This is a genomic window from Rhizobium sp. P40RR-XXII (genome assembly GCF_012641405.1).
Taxonomy (GTDB): Bacteria; Pseudomonadota; Alphaproteobacteria; order Rhizobiales; family Rhizobiaceae; genus Rhizobium.
In genome coordinates this window covers 187460-214109 of sequence record NZ_JABAII010000001.1, presented here as the reverse complement: position 1 = coordinate 214109, position 26650 = coordinate 187460, and the positions used below count along the sequence as shown (strand labels likewise).

Sequence of the window (26650 nt, the reverse complement as noted above, 5' to 3'; positions counted from 1 at the left end):
GATGGCAGCGAAACTTAGTTCGGCAGAACCGTCGAGCCCATCAAGGCCTCGTCGATGGCGCGGGCGGCCTGGCGGCCCTCGCGGATGGCCCAGACCACCAGCGACTGGCCACGGCGAACGTCGCCGGCGGTCCAGAGCTTGTCGACCGAGGTCTTGTAGTTCTTGTCGTCGGCCACGACATTGGTCGAGCCGCGCCTGTCGGTGTTGAGCGTCAGCTTGCCGTCGAGTTCCTTGAGCACGCTGTCGGTGAACGGGCCGCGGAAACCGATGGCGATGAAGGCGAGATCGGCGCGGATGACGAATTCCGTGCCGGCGATCGGCTTGCGGCGCTCATCGACTTCGCAGCATTTCACGCCCGTCAGCACGCCGTCTTCGCCGATGAACTCCAGCGTCGCGACCTGAAATTCACGAACCGCACCTTCGGCCTGGGAGGAAGAGGTGCGCATCTTCGTCGCCCAGAACGGCCATACGGCGAGCTTGTCTTCCTTCTCCGGCGGCTGCGGACGAATGTCGAGCTGCGTCACCTTCACGGCGCCCTGGCGGAATGCCGTGCCGACGCAGTCCGACGCCGTATCGCCACCGCCGACGACGACGATATGCTTGCCACCGGCCAGGATCGGATCGGCGGGCCAGCCGGCGCTGTCGATGTTTTCGCGGCCGACGCGGCGGTTCTGCTGCACGAGATAGGGCATGGCATCATGGACGCCGGCCAGCTCGACGCCGGGGATGCCGGCTTCGCGCGGGGTTTCCGAGCCACCGCAATAGAGCACGGCATCATAGTCTGCCAGAAGCTGCTCGACTTTGATGTCGACGCCGACATTGACGCTGCAATGGAAGGTGACGCCCTCGCCCTTCATCTGCTCGACGCGGCGGTCGATGAAGTTCTTCTCCATCTTGAAATCCGGGATGCCGTAGCGCAGCAGGCCGCCCGGCTTGCTTTCGCGCTCATAGAGATGAACCTCGTGCCCGGCGCGGCCGAGCTGCTGGGCGGCCGCCATGCCGGCGGGGCCGGAACCGATGACGGCGACCTTCTTGCCCGTATGGACTGTTGCCGGCTGCGGGCGGATGAAGCCGAGCTCATAGGCCTTGTCGGCAATCGCCTGCTCGACGGTCTTGATGGCGACGGGCGCGTCTTCCAGGTTCAGCGTGCAGGCCTCCTCGCAGGGTGCGGGGCAGACGCGGCCGGTGAATTCCGGGAAGTTGTTGGTCGAATGCAGGTTGTGGATCGCCTGTTCCCAATTGTTGTTGTAAACGAGGTCGTTCCAATCGGGGATCTGGTTGTGCACCGGGCAGCCGGTCGGGCCGTGGCAATAGGGAATGCCACAATCCATGCAGCGCGCTGCCTGTTTCTGCACTTCCTGGTCCGACATGGGGATCGTGAATTCACGGAAATGCCGGATGCGATCCGACGCCGGCTGATACTTCGCCACCTGCCGGTCGATTTCCAAGAAGCCTGTTACCTTGCCCATGCTTTCGTTTCCTCACTCTAAAAGAGGAGCTCATGGCTCCCGTGCCCGAGGGTCATCCAAGTTTCCCTGTCCGGCACTTTAATTCAAATCCGATTCCGCCGTTCGACAGTCGCGATCGCCATGGCGGCGACAGCAATGCGAGGCGAAACCCTCGACTGGCTTTGAGCCGGGGCGGATTACTCCGCCGCCACGCTCATCCGGCTGCGCTCCATTTCCTCAAGGGCGCGACGGTATTCGACCGGCATGACCTTGCGGAATTTCGGGCGGTAGTCGGCCCAGTGATCGAGGATATTCTTGCCCCGCGTCGAGCCCGTATAGTGGACGTGGTTCGAAATCAGCTGGAAGAGACGCTCTTCGTCATGCCGCGTCATGTCATCGGAGACGTCGACGCGTCCCTTGTGCATGATGTCGCCGCCGTGATGATGCAGCTTCTCCAGGAGCTCGTCCTCTTCGGGAACCGGTTCCAGTTCGACCATGGCCATGTTGCAGCGGCGGGCGAAATCGCCCTTCTCGTCGAGCACATAGGCTACGCCGCCCGACATGCCGGCCGCGAAGTTGCGCCCGGTTTCGCCGAGCACGACGACGACGCCGCCGGTCATGTATTCGCAGCCATGGTCGCCGACGCCTTCGACGACGGTGATCGCGCCGGAGTTTCTGACCGCGAACCGCTCACCCGCGACACCGCGGAAGTAGCACTCGCCCTCGGTTGCGCCATAGAGCACGGTGTTGCCGACAATGATCGAGTTCTCGGCAACGATCTTCGAATTCTCCGGCGGACGGATGATGATGCGGCCCCCCGAAAGGCTCTTGCCGACATAGTCGTTGCCATCGCCGATGAGGTTGAAGGTCACGCCGCGCGCCAGAAACGCGCCGAAGGACTGACCGGCGGTGCCTCTAAGCGTGACGTTGATCGTGTCGTCCTTCAGGCCGCGATGGCCGTAGCGCTTGGCGACCGCGCCCGACAGCATGGCACCGGCGGATCGGTCGACGTTCCTGATGTCGACCTCGAAGGCAACCGGCGTCTTGGAGGCGAGCGCCGGCTCGGCCTTTTCGATCATCTTGCGGTCGAGAATATCGTCGATCGGATGCTTCTGCACCGTCGTCCAATAGGTCTCCTCCTTCGGAGCATCGACCTTGTGGAAGATGCGGCTGAAGTCGAGGCCCCTGGCTTTCCAGTGAGCGAGCATATCGTCTTTTTCCAGAAGCTCGGAAGCGCCGATGATGTCGTCCAGCTTGGCAACGCCGAGCGAGGCGAGGATCTCGCGCACTTCCTCGGCGACGAAGAAGAAGTAGTTGATGACATGCTCCGGCGCGCCCTTGAAGCGCTTGCGCAGGACCGGATCCTGGGTGGCGACGCCAACCGGACAGGTGTTGAGGTGGCACTTGCGCATCATGATGCAGCCAGCCGCGATCAGCGGCGCGGTGGCGAAGCCAAATTCGTCGGCGCCAAGCAGCGCGCCGACGATGACGTCGCGGCCGGTCTTCAGACCGCCATCCACCTGCAGGGCAATACGCGAACGCAGCCCGTTCAGGACAAGCGTCTGCTGGGTCTCGGCAAGGCCGATTTCCCAAGGCGAGCCCGCATGCTTCAGCGAGGTCAGCGGCGAAGCGCCGGTGCCGCCATCATAGCCCGAGACGGTGATGTGATCGGCGCGCGCCTTGGCGACGCCGGCGGCAACCGTGCCAACGCCGACTTCCGAGACGAGCTTGACCGACACATCCGAGGTCGGGTTGACGTTCTTCAGGTCGAAGATGAGCTGCGCCAGATCTTCGATGGAGTAGATGTCATGGTGCGGCGGCGGCGAGATCAGGCCGACGCCCGGCGTCGAATGCCGGGTCTTGGCAACCGTGGCATCGACCTTGTGGCCGGGCAGCTGGCCGCCCTCGCCGGGCTTGGCACCCTGTGCCACCTTGATCTGCAGCACATCGGCATTGACCAGATATTCGGTCGTCACGCCGAAGCGGCCGGAGGCGATCTGCTTGATGGCGGAACGTTCCGGGTTCGGCGAGCCGTCGAAGAGCGGCATGTAGCGGTCGGACTCTTCGCCGCCTTCACCGGTGTTCGACTTGCCGCCGATGCGGTTCATGGCGATGGCCAGCGTCGTATGCGCCTCGCGGCTGATGGAGCCGAAGGACATGGCGCCCGTCGAGAAGCGCTTGACGATATCGGCGGCCGGTTCGACCTCGTCGATCGAGATCGGCTTGCGGCCGAGCGCTTCCGCGCCCTTGATCTTGAAGAGGCCGCGGATGGTGTTCATCCGGAGCGTCGACTCATTGACCATTTCGGAGAATTCGCGGTAGCGGTCCTCGGCATTGCCGCGCACAGCATGCTGCAGGGCAGCCACGGCATCCGGCGTCCAGGCGTGGCTTTCGCCGCGCATGCGGTAGGCATATTCGCCGCCGATGTCGAGCGTGCTTGCCAGCAGCGGATCGCGCCCGAAAGCAGCCTTATGGCGGGAGACGGTTTCCTCGGCGATCGTTTCGAGGCCGATGCCCTCGATCATGGTCGCCGTGCCGAAGAAGTACTGGTCGACCAGCTCCTGCTGCAGGCCGATCGCATCGAAGATCTGCGCGCCGCAATAGGACTGATAGGTCGAGATGCCCATCTTCGACATGACCTTGAGGATGCCTTTGCCGACAGCCTTGATGTAGCGGTAAACGACCTCGGTCGCGTCCACTTCCTTCGGGAATTCGCCGCGCTGATGCATGTCGAGCAGCGTGTCGAAGGCGAGGTAGGGGTTGATCGCTTCCGCACCATAGCCGGCCAGCAGGCAGAAATGATGCACTTCGCGCGGCTCGCCGGTCTCGACGACGATGCCGACGGAGGTGCGCAGACCCTTGCGGATCAGGTGATGGTGGACGGCCGCGGTCGCCAGCAGCGCCGGGATCGCGATACGGTCCGGGCCGATCTGGCGGTCGGAAAGCACGATGATGTTGTAGCCGCCGCGAACGGCCGCTTCCGCCCGCTCGCAGAGACGATCGAGCATCTCGGGCATGCCTTCGGCGCCACGTTCGACATCATAGGTGAAGTCGAGCGTCTTGGTGTCGAAGCGATCCTCGGTGTGACCGATCGAGCGGATCTTTTCGAGATCGCCGTTGGTCAGGATCGGCTGGCGGACTTCCAGGCGCTTGGCGTTGGCCATGCCGGTATGATCGAGCAGGTTCGGGCGCGGGCCGATGAAGGAGACGAGGCTCATGACAAGCTCCTCGCGGATCGGGTCGATCGGCGGGTTCGTCACCTGCGCGAAGTTCTGCTTGAAATAGGTGTAAAGCAGCTTCGGCTTGTCGGACATGGCCGAGATCGGCGTATCCGTACCCATGGAGCCGACGGCCTCCTGCCCCGTCGTCGCCATCGGCGACATCAGCAGCTTGGTGTCCTCCGTCGTGTAGCCGAAGGCCTGCTGGCGGTCGAGCAGCGACACGTCGCGACGCAGCGCCCGCGGCTCCACCGGCTTCAGGTCTTCGAGGATCAGCTGCGTACGGCTCAGCCAGCTGCGATAGGGATGCTTGGTCGCGAGTTCGGACTTCACCTCGTCGTCGGAGACGATGCAGCCCTTCTCCATGTCGATCAGCAGCATCTTGCCCGGCTGCAGGCGCCACTTCTGGATGATCTTCTCTTCTTCGACCGGCAGAACACCCGCCTCGGAGGCCATGATGATGCGGTCGTCGTTGGTGACGAGGTAGCGGGCCGGACGCAGGCCGTTACGGTCGAGCGTCGCGCCGATCTGCTTGCCATCGGTGAAGGCGACGGCGGCCGGGCCATCCCACGGCTCCATCAGGGCGGCGTGATATTCGTAGAATGCCTTGCGTTCGGCAGCCATCAGCTGGTTGCCGGCCCATGCCTCGGGGATGAGCATCATCATGGCATGCGCCATGGAATAGCCGCCGCGCACGAGGAATTCGAGCGCGTTGTCGAAACATGCCGTGTCCGACTGTCCCTCATAGGAAATCGGCCAGAGCTTGGAGATATCGTCGCCGAACAGCGGCGAAGAGACCGATGCCTGGCGGGCAGCCATCCAGTTGACGTTGCCGCGCAGGGTGTTGATTTCGCCGTTGTGCGCGACCATACGGTAGGGATGCGCGAGCTTCCACGACGGGAAGGTATTGGTCGAGAAACGCTGGTGCACCAGAGCGACAGCCGTCTCGAAACGCGGGTCGGACAGGTCCTTGTAATAGGCGCCGACCTGATAGGCCAGGAACATGCCCTTGTAGACGATGGTCGAGCTCGACAGCGATACGGGGTAGAAGCTGCTCTCCTCGCCCTCATATTCCGCATAGATGCGGTTGGAGATCACCTTGCGCAGGGTAAAGAGGCGGCGCTCGAACTCCTCGTTCGTGCCGGCATCGCGGCCGGCGCCGATGAAGACCTGCACGTGATGCGGCTCCGTGGCGGCAATGTCAGGCGCCTTCGACAGCGAGGAATTATCGACCGGCACGTCGCGGAAGCCGAGCAGCACCTGGCCTTCTTCGGCAACGACCTGCGTGATGGCGGTCTTGAAGTGCTCGATCAGCGCCTCTTCGCGTGGCAGGAAGAAATGACCGACGCCATATTCGCCCGCCTTCGGCAGGACGACGCCCTGCTTGGCCATCTCCTCGCGGAAGAAGCGGTCGGGAATCTGCACGAGAATGCCCGCGCCGTCACCCATCAGCGGATCGGCGCCGACGGCACCGCGATGCGTCAGATTTTCCAGAATGAACAAGCCGTCGCGCACGATCTGGTGCGACTTCTGGCCCTTCATGTGCGCGACGAAGCCGACGCCACAGGCGTCATGCTCGTTGCGCGGATCATAGAGGCCCTGCTTCGGCGGGATGCCGACCGACGGCAAACGATCGGCGCGTTTCGACGTTTTGGCCGTAGCGGCAGCGTTCACTGCAGCGGTCTGGTCAAAACTCGTGGACGTCGTCCTGTTCGTCATCGTCTTCCCTCCGGTAAGGCCCGCGTCGCGGGCGCTCCTTCGTCCCGCGCGGTCCGTTTCCGGGGCCGACGCGCGACAGCGCTGTTGCATTATGAAGATCCGGCCGCGACCCGTGACCCCGCGAGTGGAGCCCGTCGTCAGCGTTCCGCGCCTTGCTATTCCACCGCCGCATTGCCCGCCGCCTGAAAGGCTTGAAAGGGCATGCTCCGGATAACTATAGCTCGAAATCCCGACATCGTCAGGACCCTCTAGCGCATCTTCGGCCTCGGCGGCCAAAATAGGACAGCAACCCTGTCCTAATTCATCAGCTCTATGCCAGAAAGCGAACGCCTTCGCAAGAGCAAAATGGCAAAATTTCCTCAATGAAAGACGGAAGATTGCCAATGCCGCATAAATCAAGCAATAAAGTTTCGCTGCAGCGCATCATTTTATTTGTTGATTGCGTAGATCAATTTCTGTGATGCATTCTTCAAATTCATACTCTTGATAGGTTTTTGCATTGGCGTAAGGTCCCGCCGAGCCTATTTAACCTTCCCGCAATTCAATCCTTCAACTGGTGCATTTCCATGTTCTTTGCTTCCGATAACTGGGCCGGCGCCCATTCCAAGATCGCGCAACGCCTGCTCGCCGAGTCGGGAGGCTTTGCGACCGCATACGGCCTGAGCGACCTGGATCAGCACGTCGAGGCCAGGTTCGCCGAAATCTTCGAGCGCGAAGTCGCCGTCTTCTTCGTCGCGACCGGCTCCGCCGCCAATTCATTGTCGCTTGCCAGCGTCCAGAAGCCCGGTGGCATCACCTTCTGCCACAGCGAGGCGCATGTTGCCGAGGACGAATGCGGTTCGCCGGACTTTTTCAGCAGCGCGCGCCTGGCAACAGTCAAGGGTAATGTCGGCAAGATCGACCCAAAGGCCCTTGCCGCGAAAATTGCCCGCTTCCCGCAGGATGCCGTCCATCATGGCCGCGCCGCCGCCGTGACGATCACTCAGGCAACGGAGATCGGCACGGTCTATTCGCTCGACGAGATCGATGCCATCGCCGCCGTCGCCAAGGCGGACCGCTTGCCGCTGCACATGGATGGCGCGCGTTTTGCCAATGCCCTGGTCGCGCTCGGCGCCAGCCCGGCTGAGATGACCTGGAAGCGCGGCGTCGACATCCTCTCCTTCGGCGGCACCAAGAATGGCTGCTGGTGCGCCGAGGCGATCGTCGTCTTCGATCCCGAGAAGGCAAAGGAGATGCACTTCATCCGCAAGCGCGCCGCCCAGCTGTTCTCCAAGTCGCGTTTCATCGCCGCCCAGTTCGACGGTTATTTCCAGGATGGTCTCTGGCTCGATCTGGCCCGCCATTCCAACGGCATGGCCGATCGTCTGCGCGCCGGCATCGAAAGGGCACGGGGCGCCCGCCTCGCCTGGCCGACCGTTTCGAACGAGGTTTTCGCGGTCATACCGAAATCCTCCGCCAGGGCAGCCGAGGACAAGGGGGCGAAGTTCTACGAATGGCCGATCCCGGAATCGCAGCCGGATCTCGTCAACAATGATGAAACCCTGATCCGCCTCGTGACGAGCTTCGCCACGACCGAGGCCGATGTTGGGAACTTCCTCGCCTGCCTGGCCTGACCCACATAAAAAGAGCGCCGGAGCCGGGTTAGAGCCGGACGGCGCTCAAAATGGCGACAACGAGGGTTAGTTTTGATTCCGATGGGCGAACATTGCAAAGTTCGATAAATCATCGCGATCGGACGCGGGCTTATGATGAACGATCATCGTCATTGCCACGACGCAGGCTACAAGTCCGGAAATGAAGATGGCACCATATATCAACGAGACGGATATCCTCCCCTAGTTCACCCATCGCCACCTAAGATAGCAGCGGAAGCTGACTTTGAGCTGAATCTTGGGCGTCGCAAGGCGCGGCGCATGAAAGAAAAACGGCAGCCGGCAAAGGAAATCCCGGAAAACTCCCCGCGCTATCAGCATGATCCGCATTGCTTTTATCGCGAGGCCGCGGGCGGTATCGTTCTCAGTTCGATCTCGGGCCTCGGACCTTTGTCAGTATGTCTTCAGACAACGCGTTGATGAGGAGTTGATTGGCGCCCTTGCGTGGCACCAGCACGAATTCGACATCCTCCAGCGCCGGCAGCCAGCCCGGCGCAATTTCGCTCAGGCCGGCGGGTGCCATGCTCTGCGGCTGGACGAGAACGCCCATGCCCGCCCGGGCAGCAGCCGTCAGCCCGCTGAGGCTGCCGCAGGTACAGACGATTCGCCATGGCACCTGCTGCCGGCGTAGTGCCTCCAGCGCCACCGCGCGGGTGACGCTGGGCGCGGGAAAGGCAATCAATGGCAAGGGTGCCGCAAGCCTGCGAATGCGCTCGGGATCGCGCGCCAGCCAGACCAGCGGTTCGCGATAGACGAGCTTGCCCCTCGCATCGCCGAGCCGGCGCTTGGCAAGCACCAGATCGAGATCGCCATTGTCCTGCATTTCATAGAGCGTGCCGCTGAGTGCGACCGTCAGTTCGAGATCGACGGACGGATGCGAACGCACGAACTCCTCCAGCACGTCCGGGAGCTGGCTGGTGACGAAATCCTCGGAAACGCCAAGCCGTAGATTGCCGCGCAGGCTGTTGCCGGCAAAAAGCTGCCGCACCTCTCCTTCAATCGACAGCATCTGACGTGCATGTCCGAGCAACGCCTCACCGTCATCGGTCAAAACGACGCGATGGGTGTCCCGCGCCAGCAATTTGCGTCCGATCTCCGTTTCCAGCCGCTGTATATGCTGGCTGACCGTCGATTGCCCGAGACCGAGCCGCTCCGCCGCCAGCGTGAAGCTGCCCATCTGCTCGACAGCCACGAAACTGCGCAACTGGGTGAGATCTAGCATCGCGCTTATCCTATGTCACGATAACTGTTATTCCTTGCATCGTGGATCAGGATAGGTCTATCTGCAAGGGTTATCATTAAGACTTGTAACTGCGATTTTGGGGTAGGCAGATGCGCCGCTTTCTTCCAGACACCTTCACCATGCTGTTGGTGCTCACCGTTCTGACGGCATCTTTCTTTCCGGTGCAGGGCGCAAGCGCTCACTATTTCGGCATCGCCACCAACTTCGCCATCGGCCTGCTGTTTTTCCTGCACGGCGCGCGCTTGTCGCGCGATGTCGTCATTGCCGGCCTGCTGCACTGGCGGCTGCATCTCGTGATCCTGTTGACGACCTTCGGCATCTTCCCGCTGCTGGTGCTTGCCATGGGTCACATCGTCCCGAACAGCATCCTGCCCGTATCGCTCTATACCGGCATGCTGTTCCTGAGCGTGCTGCCCTCGACGGTGCAATCCTCCATCGCCTTCACGTCGATCGCCGGCGGCAACGTGCCGGCGGCGATCTGCGCCGCTTCGGCCTCGAACATCTTCGGCATGTTCCTGACGCCGCTGCTCGTCGGCATCCTGTTTTCGGTCGGCGGCCAGGGTGGTTTTTCCTGGGATGTCCTGTGGCAGATCATGCTGCAGCTGCTCGCCCCCTTCATCGCCGGCCAGGTGCTGCAGCCATGGATCGGCGACTGGATCCGCTCGAAGAAGAAGATCCTGATGCCGGTCGATCGCGGCTCGATCCTGATGGTCGTCTACTCGGCCTTCAGCGAGGCCGTGGTCGAGGGTCTCTGGCACACCTTCTCGGTGATCGATATCGCGACCGTGATCGTCGCCAATATGGTGCTGCTGGCGATGGTAATCTGCATCACCATGTTCGGCAGCCGCGCCCTCGGTTTTGAAAAGGCTGACGAGATCACCATTACCTTCTGCGGCTCGAAGAAGTCGCTGGCAAGCGGCGTGCCGATGGCCAACGTCATTTTCGCCGGCCAGGGCATCGGCGCCATCGTGCTGCCCCTCATGCTGTTCCATCAGATTCAGCTGATGACTTGCGCCGTGCTTGCCCAGAAATATGCCGATGCGGCCAAACGCCGTGAAGCGGCAAAAGCGGCGGCAAAGCCGCCGGGCGAAGCAACCAACGCCGCCTGAGAGATCCGGCCGATCCGCCAAAACAAACGCGGCGCCCATCCGGACGCCGCTCTTGTTTTGATCTTGGGAGGATCAGGATCAATGGCGATCAGGAGCCGCCATCGATCGCTATTTTCTTAGTTTACATGTGCCTCGATGGCCTTGGCGGTGTCCACCGTCTCGGCCGCGATGGAGATACGGCGGGGCTTCATGGCTTCCGGAATGTTGCGCAGCAGATCGATGTGCAGCAAACCATTCTTCAGGGAAGCAGCTTGAACCTCGACATGATCGGCAAGCTGGAAACGGCGCTCGAAGGCACGCTTGGCGATACCCCGATAGAGATATTCGCTGGCTTCAGCCGGCTCTTCGCTCTTCTCGCCCTTAACCTGAAGGACGTGGGCGTGAGCCTCGATGCTCAGTTCCTTTTCATCGAAACCGGCAACGGCCATGGTGATGCGATAGGTGTTTTCACCGGTGCGCTCGATGTTGTAGGGCGGATAGGTCTGTGCCTGATCCGGCTGGGCAAGGCTGTCGAGCATGGTGAACAGACGGTCGAAACCGACGGTGGAACGATAAAGGGGAGAGAAGTCTACGTGACGCATGGAGTCCTCCTGTGAGCGACAATTGCGATTTCAAGTTTTGCCCCACGGCCCCACTCAGGGCGGCCTCGGGACGGTTCTGCGAGCCCGTTTGGCACCCGCAGAAAAGAGATGGGGATCGCTTTTGCGGAGTTCAAGACCCCTGCGCGGTTCGGGAAATTCCTAGGAAAACCCTGCGTGAACCGCAGATGAACGCATGGTTCGGAACCCATTCAGGCAGGCGGACCTATCTTCAAATTATCGGAAGACCATCGTCCGATGACTGAAGTGTATCGTCCCTTCTTCTTCAGTCCTTGCTCGGCCGGCGAAGCGGATCTCTCTATCTCCGCAAGCCGGCCTTTTTTCTTTCAGGCACCCAAGCAATTCCAGAAAAAGTGTGAGGCTGATTTCCGTCCGGAATTGCGTCAAAGCACACAGCTACCGCAGCAATTTCAGCGAGCCGGTCAGCGACTTCACCCATTTCGAAGGCCCCGCCAGCCCTAGGCCGTCGATCGTCTCGCCGGCGAGGTCGCGATCGGGAAACGTCGCCTCATATTCCCTGTAATCGTGCAGCGAGCGGGCAAAGGCAGGAAACGGAACGATCGCGCGGTCGTTTTCCACCGGCAAGGTCTTCAACAACAGAGATCGTATGGTTTCCGCATCCGCCTGCAGTATCGGAACGGGCATGTTCGAGCTGATGTCGATGGTACGCGCCTCCCTGTCGGTCAATTGCCTGGCCGCGAGCGCGGGAAACTTTGCGCCCAACCCGATCGAGATGGCGCCGGCGGTGTTGGCGATCAGCCCGAGCGGCAGGTTCGGATTGACGACGATGGCAAGACGAATATCGGGAAGCATGAAGACCTGGTGTGCTGTTGATGATGACATTTCCTTGCAGGATATCTCCGATATGGTGGATAATCTTGCCTATCATTGTCGGCTGCACGGCAATTATGGTAGACCTTACCTAAATTATGCAGCACCGAGGTCAAGTATGCCGGAACCCCTCGAACCCATCGATCTGCGGATCCTCGGAGCGCTCCAGAGGGATGGGCGCCTGACGAATCAAGCGCTTTCCTCCGAAGTCGGGCTCTCGACGTCGCCATGCTGGCGGCGCGTGCGCCAGCTGGAGGAAACAGGCGTGATCCAGGGTTATGCGGCAACCCTGGACAGACGCCGGATCGGCCTCGGCGTTCTCGCCTTCATCAGGGTGAAGATCGACAGCCACAGCGAGGCGGAGGCCGAGGAATTCTCGCGCGATGTCCTGAAGCTGAGCGAAGTCGTGGCCTGTTACAGCATCGCCGGCGACGCGGATTTCCTGTTGCAAGTAGTCGCGACCGATCTCGACAGCTATGCGGATTTCGCCATGGCGGTGGTTCGCCGGTTGCCGCGCATCAAGGAAATGCAGACGACCTTCGTGCTCAAGGAAATCAAACCTTTCAAGGGCCTTCCGCTTGAGGTCGGGCAGCGATAACACATAGCGCTTGGCTGCTGGGCATACCCTGCGAGCCCTTTACGTTTGGATCGAAGCCATCCTATTCTAGGCGATACTATTCTAGGTAAGTGGCAGCCCACCCCGGGGTATTGAATGTCGGCGCTTCCTTTTTCGAAGATTTCCGCATCGCTGAACGCGGTGCTCGCTGCAATCGGTCTGTTGACCGTGGCGGCGCTCACGACGCCTGATATAACTGGACAGACCAGGCTCATCCTGCACGTTCTGCTCGCCGGCATCTGGGCTGCCTACGGTCTACAACTGATCGAGACACTGAGGGCGCAGCGGACGAAAGACGTTCGCGGCAGCGCACCGGAAATCGCCGTCGACGTACTGGCTGTTTTAGTCCCTCTGGCCGCCTTCTTTCTCGTTAGCGGCCGCGACCAAAGCCTCTATTGTGCTATATGGCTCTTAAAGCCGCTGCGCGGCTCGACCTTCTTCCGGCTGCTGGGCAGGGTCCTCACCAAGGAAGCGCGCAACCTGATCGGCGTCACCTCGATCTTCGGCATCGTCCTGTTCGGCGCGGCGCTCGTAGCCTATATCATCGAGCGCGACGTCCAGCCTGACAAGTTCGGCAGCATTCCGCTAGCGATGTGGTGGGCGGTCGTGACGCTGTCGACCACGGGCTACGGCGACGAGATTCCGCAAAGTTTCGCCGGCCGCGTCCTTGCCGGGCTAGTCATGATGAGCGGAATCGGCATCTTTGCGCTCTGGGCCGGCATCCTCGCCACCGGCTTCTACGAAGAAGTTCGTCGCCAGGATTTTGTGCGCAATTGGCAGCTGGTTGCCGCGGTGCCGCTGTTCCAGAAGCTTGGTTCGGCCGCGCTCATCGAGATCGTTAGAGCGCTGAGACCGCGTGTCGTGCCGGCCGGCGGCATCATCTGCCGCAAGGGCGAGGCCGGTGACCAGATGTACTTCATCGTCGAGGGCCGCGTCAGCGTCGCCACGCCGAACCCTGTGGAGCTCGGCTCCGGCAGCTTCTTCGGCGAGATGGCGCTGATCAGCGGCGAACCCCGCTCGGCGACCGTCAGCGCAACAACGGAAGTCTCGCTGCTGTCGCTCTATTCGTCGGATTTTCAGATGCTGTCGAGCAGCAGCCCGGAGATCGCCGATATCATCCGCAAGACCGCGCTCGAACGGCGTGGTGCAACTCCGAAGACCTGATGCGCACGATCTTCGTGTTGAAGGAGATCAAGCCTTTCAAGGGCCTCACCCTCGAGGTCGAATAGCACTCGGCAGGCGAAACGCGGCTTTCGCGTCACCCCGCGCGCGTCATTCGGAGAAAAGCCACAAACCTGTTGCAATTCCCCCAAGCTGCGCTATCCCCTTGAGATGAGCCATTTGTCAGCGAGGCGCGACATCGCCATGGATTCGATCCTCTATTCCACAGCAGACAATCCGGTGCCCGAGAACCGCACCGAGGGTTTTTTCGAGAGCTTTGACGGGCGCAAGCTGCGCTATGCCGTGTTCCGCTGCGAGCAGCCGGTCGCCAAAGGGACCGTGGTTCTGCTGCAGGGCCGCAACGAATTCATCGAGAAATATTTCGAGACGATCCGCGATCTCACGGCCAAGGGCCTCTGGGTTGCGACCTTCGATCTTCGCGGCCAGGGCGGATCGGAACGGCTGCTGAAGGATCCCCTGCGCGGCCATATCCGACACTTTTCCGACTATGAACGCGATCTCACGGCCTTCCTCGACAAGATCGTCCTGCCGGATACGCGCCTGCCCTTCTTCCTTCTCGCCCATTCGACGGGCGCGCTGATCGCGCTCTCGGCAGCACCGGGGCTAGCAACGCGCATCGACCGCATGGTGCTGTCCGCCCCCTTCATCGGTCTGACCGGTCACGGCGTATCGCCGGCCTTCATCCGCTTTCTTTCCGGCACCCTCAGCGGCATCGGCCTTAGCCGAATGCAATTCAGCAAGAAATTCAAGGAAAGACCTTTCGCCGAAAACCCATTGACCACGGACGAACAGCGCTACCGGCGCAACATCGGCATTGGCACCACTTATCCGCAGGTTTGCCTGGGGCCACCGACGGCGCGCTGGCTGTCGCAAGCCTTGCGGGCAATCGAACGGGTCAACAGGCCTGAACACCTGTTTTCAATTCCCATCCCCACTGTCCTGCTCGCGCCGACGCGGGACGGCGTGGTGCCCTATGCCGATCAGGAGCGGCTGTCGCGCTATTTCCGCGCCGCCCAGCTCGTGCCCATTCACGGCGCCAAGCATGAGATCCTGCAAGAGCGCGATATCTACCGAAATCAGGCTCTCGCCGCGATCCATGCCTTCATTCCCGGCAGCGATGCCGAAACCAACGCCTACGAGATAGAAGCGGAAGCCTGACGCCAAGTGATTTGGCGTTTTAGATCCTTGAATTTGCGCATGTCGTTATCGCAAAACCACTGCACACTTTTGCGCGACATGCGCTAGAGCCGGATGATTTAAGGTCTGTTCGACCTAAAATCTGAATCCGCTCTAGGATCAAAGAAGTAGAGCATGATGTCGTCCGAAAACCGATCACACTTTTCGGCATCATGCGCTAGCGCGACAGGACAGCCAAAGCCTGTTCATAAACGGCGCGGCTGCCTGCGGCGATGATCGTTCCGCCCATCTCCGGCCGGCCGCCATCCCAAGTCGTCATGATGCCGCCGGCCTGCTCGACGACGGGAATGATGCCACCGACATCATAGGGTTTCAGCGAATTCTCGATGACGAGATCGATATGGCCTGCGGCCAGCAGCGCATAGGCATAGCAATCCGTGCCATAACGGAAGAGCCGGACCTGGCTTTCGATCTCGCGATATCTTGCAAGTTCCTCGCCGGCAAAGAGATGCGGCGACGTGGTGAAGAGGATTGCATTCGAAAGAGCGCCGCAATCGCGGACCCGCAGCCGCTTTTCACCATCCGGCCCCGAATAGGTGGAACCGTTGCCGTCGGCAAAATAGCGCTCGCCCGTAAAGGGCTGGTCGATCATGCCCATGATGGCGCGGCCGTTCTTCTGCAGGCCGATCAGCGTTCCCCAGACCGGAACACCCGAGATGAAGGCGCGCGTGCCGTCGATCGGATCGATCACCCAGACATGCTCACGGTCGAGCCCGACGCTGCCGTGCTCCTCGCCCAGAATGCCGTGATCGGGAAACTCGGCCTCGATCAAGGCGCGAATCGCCTCTTCGGCGGCGCGGTCTCCTTCCGTCACCGGATCGAAGCCGCTGGCTTCCTTGTTGACCACATCGACGCCGGCGCGGAAGCGCGGCAGAGTTTCAGCCTTGGCCGCCTCGGCCAGACGATAGAAAAACGAGCGATCGGGAAGCATGGTCAATCCGCGTAAGTGACAGGATGGGCGATGTCATATCCCATATAGGCCCTGAAGCAAACCGCATGATGACGCGGCGCGCAGGATGCCTGCCGATCAGGCAGGATTTTCGAATCTGCCTAAATATTTTGCAGCGCAATAAAGTGCTTGACATTTGTGCAGTGCGATATCAATATCCAGCTACAGTCTTCTGACTGTAAATACCCTCCTTGGGTGTTTCCTCCCTAGACTTAGCCGCGCCACGAGCGCGGTTCTTTTTTGGTGGAGTGATCCCCCTCGCCCCGCTTGCGGCGAGAGGGCTAGAGCAATTCCAGGAAAAGTGCGCAGCGGTTTTCTGTCCGGAATTGCGAGAAAACAAAGAGCTAGAGCGGTCCTGCGATTCCGTGAAAAGCTGAACCGCTCTAGGGTGAGGGGCTAGGCGCAAGTGCGCGGCAACAACAAACACGCCTGACCATCACCATAGCCAAACGCTTGGACAGATTCTGTTCGCTCTGAAAGTTTCCGAGACAGCCCCTCATCCGAGGCGTCGACATTTCGCCCTGCTCAATGTCTCCGCCCCACCTTCTCCCCGCCTTTGCGGGGCGAAGGGGCTTTGCTTTATTCCGCTGCCAGCGCCGGATCGCCCGTGTAGGATTCCACATGCTCGGCCATGCGCTTCATGAAAAGCGTAATGGCGGTGGCAACCTCGTTGAAATCCGCGCGCTTTTCCAGTGTCGTCTCGTCGACATAGAGCGAACGATTGACTTCGATCTGCAGGGCATGCAGCCCGCGCGAGGGACGGCCGTAATGTTCGGTGATGAAGCCGCCGGCATAGGGCTTGTTGCGCACGGCGTTGAAGCCGAGCTCCTCGAGGATCTGCATGGCGGCGCGCGAAAGCTCCGCCGAAGCACTCGTGCCGTAACGGTCGCCGAGGATGAAATCCGGGCGCATGTTGCTGCCGGCGATCCGGATATTGCCCGGCATGGAATGGCAATCGACCAGCACGCCGAAGCCGAATTTGACATGGGTGCGCGCAATCAGCCGCCGAAGCGTCGCATGATAGGGCTTATAGATCGTGTCGATGCGCTTCAGCGCATCCTCGACCGGCACGCGCCGCGCATAGATTTCCATGTTTTCGGCGACGATCCGGGGGATCGTACCGAGCCCGCCGGCAACCCGCAGGGAATTGATGTTCGCGTAAGGCGGCAAGGCGCCATCGAACATGCGCGGATCGAGCTCATAGGGCTCGCGATTGACATCGATATAGGCGCGCGGAAAATTGGCAAGCAGCAGCGGCGCGCCGAGGGAGCTCGCCGCCGAAAAAAGCTCGTCGACGTAATGATCTTCCGAGCGGCGGATGGCGATGCCCTGCAGGCGGGACTGGGCGATGAAATCGGGGGGATAGATGCGACCGCTATGAGGCGAGCTGTAGACAAACGGTATCGTCTGGGAGGCGGGCTCCAATACCTCGAAAATCTCGAAACTACGCATTTCCGCGGACATCAACGTCTTTACCATGTCAACAACTTGTCGCGGTAGTCATGTTGCCAGTTGCATGACTGCAAGTCCATAGTAACTTGAGCGAAATGGCCTTAATCCAAAGTGCCGTATTCGAAATTTCCGGATGCTCGGCCAGCGGAAACGCGAGACGTTTTCGCAGAACGAAGCTATGCTTTGAACAAAAGCAGGATTGGCGCGTTTTGGCCGACTATTCACGGCTTGTTTACGGCGTGGCGCTAACCTAAAAGCTGGACAAGTCCAACAAGACAAAGTTGATTAGCGATAGAGATGATGACCCAGAAGATACTTCTTGCCGAAGACGACAACGACATGCGTCGCTTTCTCGTGAAGGCACTCGAAAAAGCCGGCTACAAGGTCTTGTCCTTTGACAATGGAGCCAGTGCTTACGATCGGCTGCGCGAAGAGCCGTTCTCGCTGCTTTTGACTGACATCGTCATGCCCGAGATGGACGGCATCGAGCTGGCGCGCCGCGCCACCGAACTCGATCCGGACCTGAAAGTGATGTTCATCACCGGCTTTGCCGCCGTCGCGCTGAACCCCGATTCGAAGGCGCCGAAGGATGCCAAGGTCCTTTCCAAGCCTTTCCACCTCCGCGAACTCGTCGACGAAGTCAACAAACTCCTTGCCGCGTAAGGCTTTCGGCGGCTACGTCACAAAACCGAAAAAAAGCCTATTGACGGCCACTGAGGTTTTGTGATCTATGCGCCGCCATCGGATGGGCGTGTAGCTCAGCGGGAGAGCACTACGTTGACATCGTAGGGGTCACAGGTTCAATCCCTGTCACGCCCACCATCCTAATTCGCTGAAAAGCAAAGGCCTTTCGAGAAATCGAAAGGCCTTTTTAGTTTTGCGACGATCTGCTGAATTTCAAGTTTGCCTTGGAGCGGATCGGCCAAAGAGTTCGCCGGGAGCCAAGGCGAACGGAGGACGGTCAGCGATCCAGAAAATGCCGGAAGACCGCCGTCGTCGGGTATGCGTAGGCGCCGCGATCGATAAAGCCCTGACGGTAGAGGCAGGCTCTCAGTGCCAGCCAATAAAGCGTGCTGTTCGGATCCGGCGAGCCGCGGTACCACGAATAGGCCTCGGGTTCGCAGCGATTGAGAGCCCTGTCGTATTTTGCCAGCACCACCGGATCGCTGTCGGCGCGAATGCCGTGATAGGTCTGATAGTTTGAAGGCGCCTCACCTGCGGAGACGCATGCCAGGCTCAAAATCGCTCCCAGCGCTAACATCATTCTCATGTGCTTCGATCTCCAACTTGCTACGTCTCGAAAATTCGAGCGCAGGTCGAGAATAGTAGTCTTTTGGAAGATAGCCAATCACATGCTGATGTTCGTGACGATTGCGAATTGCACCCAGCCTGCGACACAAGTTCCCGCGAGAAGCCGCTTGACTTCCGGCCGCGCCGTCATCCTACTGTCATATCAGCGCATCGATCATACGGGAGGATGAGATGACGGTGATGAAGCGGCAGTTCTACAAGAACCACAAGGCCAATGGCGACGAATACATGTTCCATCTCGCCCGCGACACCGACAGCGGCGAGGTCTACGTCATTCGCCAGGCGGATTACGTCGTCGACGGCGGCAGCGAGAAAACCATGACCCTCTACGAATTCCTGGCTGGCGGCGGCAACCGCCAGAATGCCTTGCTGCAGCTGATCGGCTCGCTCGTTCAGGAAGCAGCCCCACACTGAGATCCTCACAACCCTAAGCGGTCGTTTTGCGATAGCGAGGTGCTCTGCTCACCAGCCTAAAGCGCGATGAGCAATGGGATCGACGCCGGTCGCCTGGGGCTTGCGCCGCGCCTTGGGTTGACTGCCACATTTTGATCGGCGAACCTGCGTGGGCTTGAAAGGAGCCCTTCTTATGCGATTCGCAGGCATTGCTTTTGGATTGACCGTCTTGGCCGCCACGTCGGCCGGCGCCGTGGAAAATTTTCCGTCGCAAGGCGTCACCGTCGTCAGTGGAAAATGTTCCAAACTCATGGTCGGCAAGCTCGATGCCTCCAAGGGGTGCAAGGCTGAGGTCGCCAGCGTGACGGGTCCCGACGGCTCGGTGACCTTCATCTTCACGTCAGGCGGCAAGATGCTGGGCTTCCAGGGCAACGGCAAGAGCATCAAGCCCGGCAACGAGAAGGGAACCGCGCAGCTGCCGATCGATGTCATCTCGACGGGGGCCGGCAGCAAAATATCCGGCCAGGTCGAAGCAAAGGGCACCTGCACCTTTGCCAATCCTTATGCGGGCAAGCCGGTTGCCATCCAATGCTCGGCAAAATCGACGGAGATGAGCTTCAACGGCAACTTCACCTCCGACGGCAAGGCGCCCCAGCACAAATAAACCCGGCACAAATAAATAAGCATTTTGCCGCAGCGGGCGCGGCCCGGCTAATGCTGCGGGCCGCTCTTCCGTTTGTGACCATGGTTGGCGTCGGCCGGCGCTTCGCGCGAGAGGTCCGCGCCGTTGACATGGGCGGGCACGTGCACATCCTCATGGGTCACGGGATGCAGCGTCAGGTCTACCTGATGTGGCGGCAGGACCTGGGCCTGGCGAAGCGCGTTCGGCCGCGCCTTCTTCTGCCGCTCCGTCAATTCAGGCTTCTGCGATTGTCCGTTGCGGTGAATGGGATCGGGGCTCATGGGAGCTTCTCCTATCGATGGCTGTTTTGAAGGTAACAGATCCGCCTGAGGGATCCGCTTGGCGGGCGGCGCAAACATGCCTGAGGGCCAAACGCAGCCTTTTCCGTTTGGTTCCCAAATTCGCAATTATTGGGAGCAACGTGGGCATGTCCTAATTCAACTCTTGACCTGTGTCGCGACTTCACTAGATATTGACTATCTCCGCGCCTTCCTGACATCGGCGACGGATTGAACTTTGGTGCCGGGCCCCTCTGGCGAGAGTTTTCACGGCGCTCTCGCGATGTCGGTACCGCCTGCAGATGAGCCGGCGGACTTCTTTTCATGAACAGCTCGACCATGCCTCGCCCGCATGCCGTCTTCGGCATACGGCTGCTCGCCCCATCCGGAAATCGTCACTCCATTTGTGGCAAGGTGCGCCCATGACGCCGCCCGCCACCTCCAAATCCGTGCTCGGCTATTTCGGCTGGGCCTTCGTCGTCACCGTCGGCGGCCTTGCTCTCGGCGCCTTCCTGGGCTGGAACACCACCGGCACGATGGGCGGCCTCGCCACGGCTTTCTTCATCTGCGCGGTCCTCGCCGTATTGGAAATTTCGCTCTCCTTCGACAATGCCATCGTCAATGCCAACAAGCTGAAGGAGATGACGCCGGTCTGGCAGCATCGCTTCCTGACATGGGGCATCATCATCGCCGTCTTCGGCATGCGCATCGTCTTTCCGCTGGCAATCGTCGCGATCGCCGCATGGATCGATCCGTGGGAGGCGCTAAAGCTCGCCGCCACCAGGCCTGAGCAATATGCGCAGATCATGCAGAATGCGCATCTGCCGATCGCCGCCTTCGGCGGCACATTCCTGATGATGGTCGGCCTGACCTATTTCTTCAATCACGAAAAGGATGTGCACTGGATCGGCTTCATAGAGAAGCGCATGGCGCATTTCGCCACTGTCAAGGGTGTTGAAATCGCCTTCGTGCTGATTCTCGTCCTCATCTTCAGTTCCTTGCTGGACAGCGACGATTCGACGACCTTCCTGCATGCCTCCATCTATGGTCTCCTGACCTTTCTCCTGGTGGAAGTCCTGGCCGGTTTCCTGGACGCTTCACAAAAGACGATGAGCGCTGCCGCAAGGGGCGGTTTCGGCGCATTTCTCTATCTCGAAATCCTCGATGCCAGCTTCTCCTTCGACGGCGTCATCGGCGCATTCGCCTTGACGCAGAACCTGTTCATCATCGCCATCGGCCTCGGCATCGGCGCCATGTATGTCCGCTCCATGACGATCATGCTGGTGGAAAAGGGCACGCTCGCCCATTACCGCTACCTCGAGCACGGCGCCTTCTACGCCATCCTGATCCTCTCCGTGATCATGTATGTGCAGACGCTGATACACATTCCGGAAGTCGTCACCGGCCTCGGCGGCGCGGCCCTGATCGGCATCTCGCTCTGGTCGTCCATCCGCTACAACAGGCGCACCGGCCTTCACCATGTGCCAGTGCCCGACAAACAGCACGAAGAACAGCACGATAGGGCGGAAGCATAGACAGTAACGCACTGAAGGCCGCCGCCTGCGGGCGAGTCGTGATGCATCGATGGCGGAGACCGTTTCACGACGGCCTCCACCTTTTCACTCAGGACAGCGCCTTGAACGGATTTTCCGTAGAGTTTCCGAGCCGAGATCGCCGAATGTTTACGCTGCTGACATATTAGCGCTAGCGTTTTGCCGAAAAATATCGCAATGGCGATTGACGTTGTCGAAGGAGCATGGCGGAAAGCGCAGCGGTTGCGCTTCTTGACGGCCGGCTCTCGAATGAAGTGTCTAGGAGAGGCAGAGTATGGCAGCAAAGATCGTTCCGGTGATTATGGCAGGCGGCAAGGGTACGCGGCTATGGCCGCTATCGCGCGCATCCGCCCCGAAGCAATTTATCCAGTTCATCGGCGACAGGACGCTGTTTCAGAACACGCTGGAGCGCGTTGCCGATGCCGAGCTCTACGAAGCGCCGATTGTCCTGACCAACGAGGAATTCCGCTTCCTCGTTGCGGAACAGGCCCGCGAGCTCGACCTGAAACTGGCCGCCGTGCTGCTGGAGCCGGTCGCCCGCAATACCGCTGCCGCCGTTGCGGCCGCCGCTGCGCTCGTCACCGAGCTTTTCGGCAAGGACGCGATCATGCACGTCCTCGGCTCCGACTATGAGATCGACGCCAACGCGACCTATTATGATTGCGTGCGCCAGGCGCGCGACACAGCCCTTCAGGGCAAGCTCGTCACCTTTGGCATCAAGCCGACGGAACCGGCCACCGGCTATGGCTATATCGAAAGCGGCAAGGCGCTTTCGACCGGCGCCCATGCCGTCAAGCGCTTCGTCGAAAAGCCAGCGCTGGACAAGGCTGAGGAGATGGTGGCAAGCGGCAGCTTCTACTGGAACTCCGGCATGTTCATGTTCTCGGCCGCTCAGCTTCTGGACGAAATGAAGGAATATGCGTCCGACGTCGAGAAGACCGCCAGCAAGGCCGTTTCCAAGGCGACCCGCGACCTCGATTTCACCCGTCTGGATGCCGACGCCTTCTCCAAGAGCCCCAATATTTCCATCGACTACGCGCTGATGGAAAAGACGGCAAACGCCGCCGTCGTCCCCTCGCCCTTCACCTGGTCCGACCTCGGCAGCTGGGACGCCGTCTGGAAAGTCGGCAATCGCGATGAAAGCGGCAACGTCTCCGCCGGCGCCACGACACTGGTCAACACGAAGAATTCGCTCGTGATGACGCACAGCCTTCATGTGGCCGTACAGGGTCTTGAAGACGTCGCCGTCATCGCCAGCGAGGACGCCGTCTATGTCGGCCATCTCAAGGACAGCCAGGAAGTCGGCAAGCTCGTCAAGCTGCTCGCAAGCGAAAAGAAGACGGCCAAGCTCACCGAGACGCATCCGACCTCCTATCGCCCGTGGGGCGGCTATACGTCGGTGCTGAACGGCGAGCGCTTCCAGGTCAAGCGCATCTTCGTCCTTCCCGGCAAGAAGCTGTCGCTGCAGAAGCATCACCACCGCTCCGAGCACTGGATCGTCGTCAAGGGCACGGCCGAAGTAACCGTCGGCGAAAATGTGCAGATGCTGCGCGAAAACGAGTCGATCTATATCCCGCTCGGCGAAGTGCATCGCCTGTCGAACCCGGGCAAGATCCTGCTGGAGCTCATCGAAGTGCAGACCGGCTCCTATCTCGGCGAGGACGACATCATCCGCCTCGTCGACGAGTTCGGCCGAAGCTGATCGCAAGCAGCAAAACAGGGATTTCAGAACGGCGGGCGAAAACCCGCCGTTTTTGTTTTGGCGTTATACGGTAGGAGTTTCCGAAGCGCCGACAGACGCCTTGCTTTCTTTCGCTGCATTGCACACACTGTCTGTGGGAACAGCAATCACCGCACAACGATGCGGGCTAGGCGAAGAGACATATGGCGATCAAGGCAAGCATCTATCATCTCACCCATTATAAATACGACAATCCGGTTCGCCTCGGCCCCCAGATCATCCGTCTGAAACCCGCCTCGCATTCCAAGACGCGCGTGCTGAGCCACTCGCTGAAGGTCACGCCGTCAAATCATTTCGTGAACCTGCAACAGGATCCCTACGGCAATTATCTCGCCCGCTTCGTCTTTCCCGATCCGGTGACCGAGCTGAAGATCGAAGTCGATCTCGTCGCCGATATGACGGTCTACAATCCCTTCGACTTTTTCGTCGAAGAGGAAGCGACCAAATGGCCCTTCGACTATCCCGAGACCATCCGCGAGGATTTGTCGATCTATATGACGCCGGAGGAGCCTGGTCCCCGGCTGAAAGCCTTCCTCGCCACACTCGACCGCTCGGAACAAAAGACCGTCGACATGATCGTCGGCCTCAATGCACGGCTGCAGCGGGAGATCGGCTATGTCATTCGCATGGAAGCCGGCGTGCAGGCGCCTGAGGAGACTCTGGAAAAAGCCAGGGGGTCCTGCCGCGACACCAGCTGGCTGCTGGCACAGGTGCTGCGTCACCTTGGCCTCGCCGCCCGCTTCGTCTCCGGCTATCTCATCCAGCTTACGCCGGATCTGAAAGCGCTCGACGGCCCCTCTGGCACCGAGGTCGATTTCACCGATCTGCATGCCTGGGCCGAAGTCTACCTTCCCGGCGCCGGCTGGGTCGGCCTCGATCCGACCTCCGGACTTCTGACCGGCGAGAGCCACATTCCGCTTGCGGCCACGCCGCATTACCGCAATGCCGCGCCGATCTCGGGCGGCTATTTCGGTGAGGCGAGGACCGAATTCGATTTCGATATGAAGGTGGCCCGTGTCGCCGAACACCCGCGCATCACCAAGCCCTTCTCCGACGAAAGCTGGGATGCGCTGAACGCGCTCGGCGAGGAGGTCGATCGTGTCCTGCAAGCCAACGACGTACGCCTGACCATGGGCGGGGAGCCGACCTTCATCTCGATCGACGACTTTCAGTCGGAAGAATGGAACACCGCCGCGGTCGGCCCGACCAAGCGCGACATGGCCGATCAGCTGATCCGCCGCCTGCGCGAGCGCTTCGCGCCTGGCGGCTTCCTGCATTATGGTCAGGGCAAATGGTATCCGGGCGAAAGCCTGCCGCGCTGGACCTTCTCGCTTTACTGGCGCAAGGACGGCAAGCCCGTCTGGCAGAACCCCGCCTTGATTGCGCAGGAGACCGTCAAGACCGGCGCAAGTGCGGACGATGCCGGAAAGCTTCTGAGCGCAATTGCCAAGGAGCTGGCGATCGAGCCCGACATGGTGCTGCCGGCCTACGAAGACCCGGCCGAATGGATCATCAAGGAAGGCAGCCTGCCGGAAAATGTCGACCCGTCCAATTCGAAGCTGAAGGACCCGGAGGAACGCAGCCGCATTGCCCGCGTCTTCGAGCGTGGCCTGACAACGGCGACCGGCTATGTCCTTCCCGTGCAGGCCTGGAATGCACGAGCCTCGGGCACGCGCTGGGTCAGTGAAAAATGGAGTACGCGCCGCGGCAAGATTTACCTGATGCCGGGAGACTCGCCGATCGGCTACCGTCTGCCGCTCGGCACCCTGCCCTATGTACCCCCGTCGCGGTATCCCTATATCCATACCGTCGATCCCTCCATTCCGCGTACGCCATTGCCTGAAGTCATCGTGCCCGCCGGCCGCGCCATGCCGGAAGCCTCGTTCCAGGCCGATGAAGGCGCGCAATCACGCGTAGAACAGACGCTTGGCGATATCCGTGGCGTGGTGCGCACGGCCATCTCGGTCGAGCCGCGCGATGGCCGGCTCTGTGTCTTCATGCCGCCGACCGAAGGGATCGAGCAGTATCTCGAACTTTTGGCTGCAGCGGAAAATGCAGCGGCGGAGCTTGGACTACCGGTGCATATCGAGGGCTATTCGCCGCCGCAGGACGAGCGCATCAACGTCATCCGCGTCGCACCCGATCCCGGCGTGATCGAGGTCAACGTCCATCCCGCATCGAACTGGCAGGAATGCGTTGACATTACCACGGCGGTTTACGAAGAGGCGCGGCAAACGCGTCTCGGCACCGACAAGTTCCTGATCGACGGCCGTCACACCGGCACCGGCGGCGGCAACCATGTCGTCGTCGGCGGGGCCAATCCGAACGACAGCCCCTTCCTGCGCCGTCCCGACCTGCTGAAGAGCCTGGTGCTGCACTGGCAGCGCCACCCTTCCCTATCCTATCTCTTTTCCGGCCTGTTCATCGGCCCTACCAGCCAGGCACCCCGCATCGACGAGGCGCGCCACGACAGCCTTTACGAGCTGGAAATCGCGATAGCCCAGGTGCCCGCGCCCGGCCGTGGCAACCCGCCTCTGCCCTGGCTTGTGGATCGCCTGTTCCGCAACCTTCTGACCGATTCCAGCGGCAACACCCACCGCTCGGAAATCTGCATCGACAAGCTATTCTCGCCGGATGGCCCGACGGGACGCCTCGGCCTCGTCGAATTCCGCGGTTTCGAAATGCCGCCGAATGCCCGCATGAGCCTTGCCCAGCAATTGCTGGTGCGCGCGCTGATCGCCCGCTTCTGGCGCAACCCGATCGATGGCCGATTCGTGCGCTGGGGCACGATGCTGCATGATCGCTTCATGCTGCCGCACTATGTCTGGCAGGATTTCCTCGACGTTCTCGCCGATCTCCGCGAAAACGGTTTCGACCTGCGGCCGGAATGGTTCCAGGCACAACTTGAATTCCGGTTCCCCTTCTGCGGGGAAGTCGAATATGAAGGCAACAAGCTGGAGCTGCGCCAGGCGCTGGAGCCATGGCATGTGCTCGGCGAAGAGGGTGCGGTCGGCGGCACCGTGCGTTACGTCGATTCGTCGGTCGAACGCCTGCAGCTTCGGTTCGAAACCTCCAATCCATCGCGCTATACCGTGACCTGCAACGGCCGTCCCGTGCCGCTGACGCCGACGGGAACTTCAGGCGTTTCGGTTGCCGGCGTGCGCTATAAGGCATGGCATCCCGCCTCCGGTCTGCATCCGGTCCTGCCTATCGATACGCCGCTGACCTTCGATATCTACGACACGTGGTCGGGGCGTTCGATCGGCGGCTGCATCTACCATGTTGCTCACCCGGGCGGCCGGAACTACGACACATTCCCCGTCAACGGCAACGAGGCTGAGGCGCGACGACTTGCGCGTTTCGAACCTTGGGGGCATACAGCGGGTGGCTACGCCTTGAGACCGGAGACTGCGTCGGTGGAATTCCCGCTGACGCTCGACCTCAGGCGGCCTGCAGGAATTTGAGACGGAACTGTGC

20 protein-coding genes and 1 tRNA gene are annotated in these 26650 nt (G+C 60.7%); 12 read left to right on the top strand and 9 right to left on the bottom strand.

Features of this window, described 5'->3' with window-relative positions; all coding sequences use genetic code 11:
- Positions 1 to 14: 14 nt before the first annotated feature.
- Complete coding sequence (locus HGP16_RS00990; protein ID WP_168838165.1) at positions 15 to 1469, bottom strand: glutamate synthase subunit beta; 1455 nt, start codon at positions 1467 to 1469, stop codon at positions 15 to 17.
- Positions 1470 to 1645: 176 nt separating this feature from the next.
- Positions 1646 to 6385, bottom strand: a complete 4740-nt coding sequence (gene gltB, locus HGP16_RS00985; RefSeq protein WP_168838164.1) for a glutamate synthase large subunit — start codon at positions 6383 to 6385, stop codon at positions 1646 to 1648.
- Positions 6386 to 6951: 566 nt separating this feature from the next.
- On the opposite strand from gltB, the gene HGP16_RS00980 reads away from it, so the two are divergent.
- A complete protein-coding gene (locus HGP16_RS00980; RefSeq protein WP_168838163.1) occupies positions 6952 to 7998 on the top strand; it encodes a low specificity L-threonine aldolase in 1047 nt (348 codons plus the stop codon).
- 403 nt (positions 7999 to 8401) lie between these two features.
- Here the strand turns inward: HGP16_RS00980 and HGP16_RS00975 are convergent, their stop codons facing one another.
- Complete coding sequence (locus HGP16_RS00975; protein ID WP_168838162.1) at positions 8402 to 9259, bottom strand: LysR substrate-binding domain-containing protein; 858 nt, start codon at positions 9257 to 9259, stop codon at positions 8402 to 8404.
- 110 nt (positions 9260 to 9369) lie between these two features.
- Here HGP16_RS00975 and HGP16_RS00970 point away from each other — a divergent pair, with 110 nt between their 5' ends.
- A complete protein-coding gene (locus HGP16_RS00970; RefSeq protein WP_168838161.1) occupies positions 9370 to 10389 on the top strand; it encodes a bile acid:sodium symporter family protein in 1020 nt (339 codons plus the stop codon).
- Positions 10390 to 10505: 116 nt separating this feature from the next.
- Here the strand turns inward: HGP16_RS00970 and HGP16_RS00965 are convergent, their stop codons facing one another.
- Together HGP16_RS00965 and HGP16_RS00960 are read right to left on the bottom strand one after the other, a co-directional pair.
- Positions 10506 to 10970, bottom strand: a complete 465-nt coding sequence (locus tag HGP16_RS00965) for an Hsp20 family protein (protein WP_168838160.1) — start codon at positions 10968 to 10970, stop codon at positions 10506 to 10508.
- A 414-nt stretch (positions 10971 to 11384) separates the two neighbouring features.
- Positions 11385 to 11801 carry a DUF2000 domain-containing protein gene (locus tag HGP16_RS00960; protein ID WP_168838584.1) on the bottom strand — a complete coding sequence of 139 codons (417 nt, stop codon included), beginning with the start codon at positions 11799 to 11801 and terminating at the stop codon, positions 11385 to 11387.
- Between the two features lie 136 nt (positions 11802 to 11937).
- Between HGP16_RS00960 and HGP16_RS00955 the strand changes: the two genes are divergently transcribed.
- The 3 genes from HGP16_RS00955 to HGP16_RS00945 all read left to right on the top strand — a co-directional run bounded on the left by HGP16_RS00955 (position 11938) and on the right by HGP16_RS00945 (position 14775).
- The gene (locus HGP16_RS00955; RefSeq protein WP_168838159.1) at positions 11938 to 12417 is read left to right on the top strand and encodes an Lrp/AsnC family transcriptional regulator; all 480 of its coding nucleotides are present in this window, start codon (positions 11938 to 11940) and stop codon (positions 12415 to 12417) included.
- A 114-nt stretch (positions 12418 to 12531) separates the two neighbouring features.
- The gene (locus tag HGP16_RS00950; RefSeq protein ID WP_168838158.1) at positions 12532 to 13599 is read left to right on the top strand and encodes a cyclic nucleotide-gated ion channel; all 1068 of its coding nucleotides are present in this window, start codon (positions 12532 to 12534) and stop codon (positions 13597 to 13599) included.
- Positions 13600 to 13800: 201 nt separating this feature from the next.
- A complete protein-coding gene (locus HGP16_RS00945) occupies positions 13801 to 14775 on the top strand; it encodes an alpha/beta fold hydrolase (RefSeq protein ID WP_168838157.1) in 975 nt (324 codons plus the stop codon).
- Between the two features lie 196 nt (positions 14776 to 14971).
- On the opposite strand, the gene hisN is transcribed toward HGP16_RS00945, so the two are convergent.
- Entirely contained in the window at positions 14972 to 15745 is a 774-nt protein-coding gene (gene hisN / locus HGP16_RS00940) for a histidinol-phosphatase (protein WP_168838156.1), read from the bottom strand.
- 597 nt (positions 15746 to 16342) lie between these two features.
- Positions 16343 to 17242, bottom strand: a complete 900-nt coding sequence (locus HGP16_RS00935; protein ID WP_246703256.1) for an N-formylglutamate amidohydrolase — start codon at positions 17240 to 17242, stop codon at positions 16343 to 16345.
- A 273-nt stretch (positions 17243 to 17515) separates the two neighbouring features.
- Here HGP16_RS00935 and cpdR1 point away from each other — a divergent pair, with 273 nt between their 5' ends.
- Both cpdR1 and HGP16_RS00925 read left to right on the top strand, forming a co-directional pair.
- Positions 17516 to 17878 carry a response regulator CpdR1 gene (gene cpdR1 / locus HGP16_RS00930; RefSeq protein WP_004117561.1) on the top strand — a complete coding sequence of 121 codons (363 nt, stop codon included), beginning with the start codon at positions 17516 to 17518 and terminating at the stop codon, positions 17876 to 17878.
- An 84-nt stretch (positions 17879 to 17962) separates the two neighbouring features.
- Positions 17963 to 18037: transfer RNA gene (locus HGP16_RS00925), tRNA-Val, on the top strand.
- Positions 18038 to 18176: 139 nt separating this feature from the next.
- Here HGP16_RS00925 and HGP16_RS00920 read toward each other — a convergent pair.
- Positions 18177 to 18485, bottom strand: a complete 309-nt coding sequence (locus tag HGP16_RS00920; protein ID WP_168838155.1) for a hypothetical protein — start codon at positions 18483 to 18485, stop codon at positions 18177 to 18179.
- A 212-nt stretch (positions 18486 to 18697) separates the two neighbouring features.
- Here HGP16_RS00920 and HGP16_RS00915 point away from each other — a divergent pair, with 212 nt between their 5' ends.
- A complete protein-coding gene (locus HGP16_RS00915; RefSeq protein WP_168838154.1) occupies positions 18698 to 18940 on the top strand; it encodes a hypothetical protein in 243 nt (80 codons plus the stop codon).
- Positions 18941 to 19112: 172 nt separating this feature from the next.
- On the top strand, positions 19113 to 19583 hold the full coding sequence (locus HGP16_RS00910; protein WP_168838153.1) for a hypothetical protein: 471 nt from the start codon (positions 19113 to 19115) through the stop codon (positions 19581 to 19583).
- Positions 19584 to 19630: 47 nt separating this feature from the next.
- Here the strand turns inward: HGP16_RS00910 and HGP16_RS00905 are convergent, their stop codons facing one another.
- Positions 19631 to 19882 (bottom strand): hypothetical protein, encoded by a 252-nt coding sequence (locus HGP16_RS00905; RefSeq protein WP_168838152.1) that lies wholly within the window; start codon positions 19880 to 19882, stop codon positions 19631 to 19633.
- 419 nt (positions 19883 to 20301) lie between these two features.
- Here HGP16_RS00905 and HGP16_RS00900 point away from each other — a divergent pair, with 419 nt between their 5' ends.
- From HGP16_RS00900 to HGP16_RS00890, 3 genes are all read left to right on the top strand, one after another.
- On the top strand, positions 20302 to 21414 hold the full coding sequence (locus HGP16_RS00900) for a DUF475 domain-containing protein (protein WP_168838151.1): 1113 nt from the start codon (positions 20302 to 20304) through the stop codon (positions 21412 to 21414).
- Positions 21415 to 21706: 292 nt separating this feature from the next.
- The gene (locus HGP16_RS00895) at positions 21707 to 23134 is read left to right on the top strand and encodes a mannose-1-phosphate guanylyltransferase/mannose-6-phosphate isomerase (protein ID WP_168838150.1); all 1428 of its coding nucleotides are present in this window, start codon (positions 21707 to 21709) and stop codon (positions 23132 to 23134) included.
- Positions 23135 to 23316: 182 nt separating this feature from the next.
- Positions 23317 to 26637: a DUF2126 domain-containing protein gene (locus tag HGP16_RS00890; protein ID WP_168838149.1), complete on the top strand. Its 3321-nt coding sequence runs from the start codon at positions 23317 to 23319 to the stop codon at positions 26635 to 26637.
- Positions 26638 to 26650 lie beyond the last annotated feature (13 nt).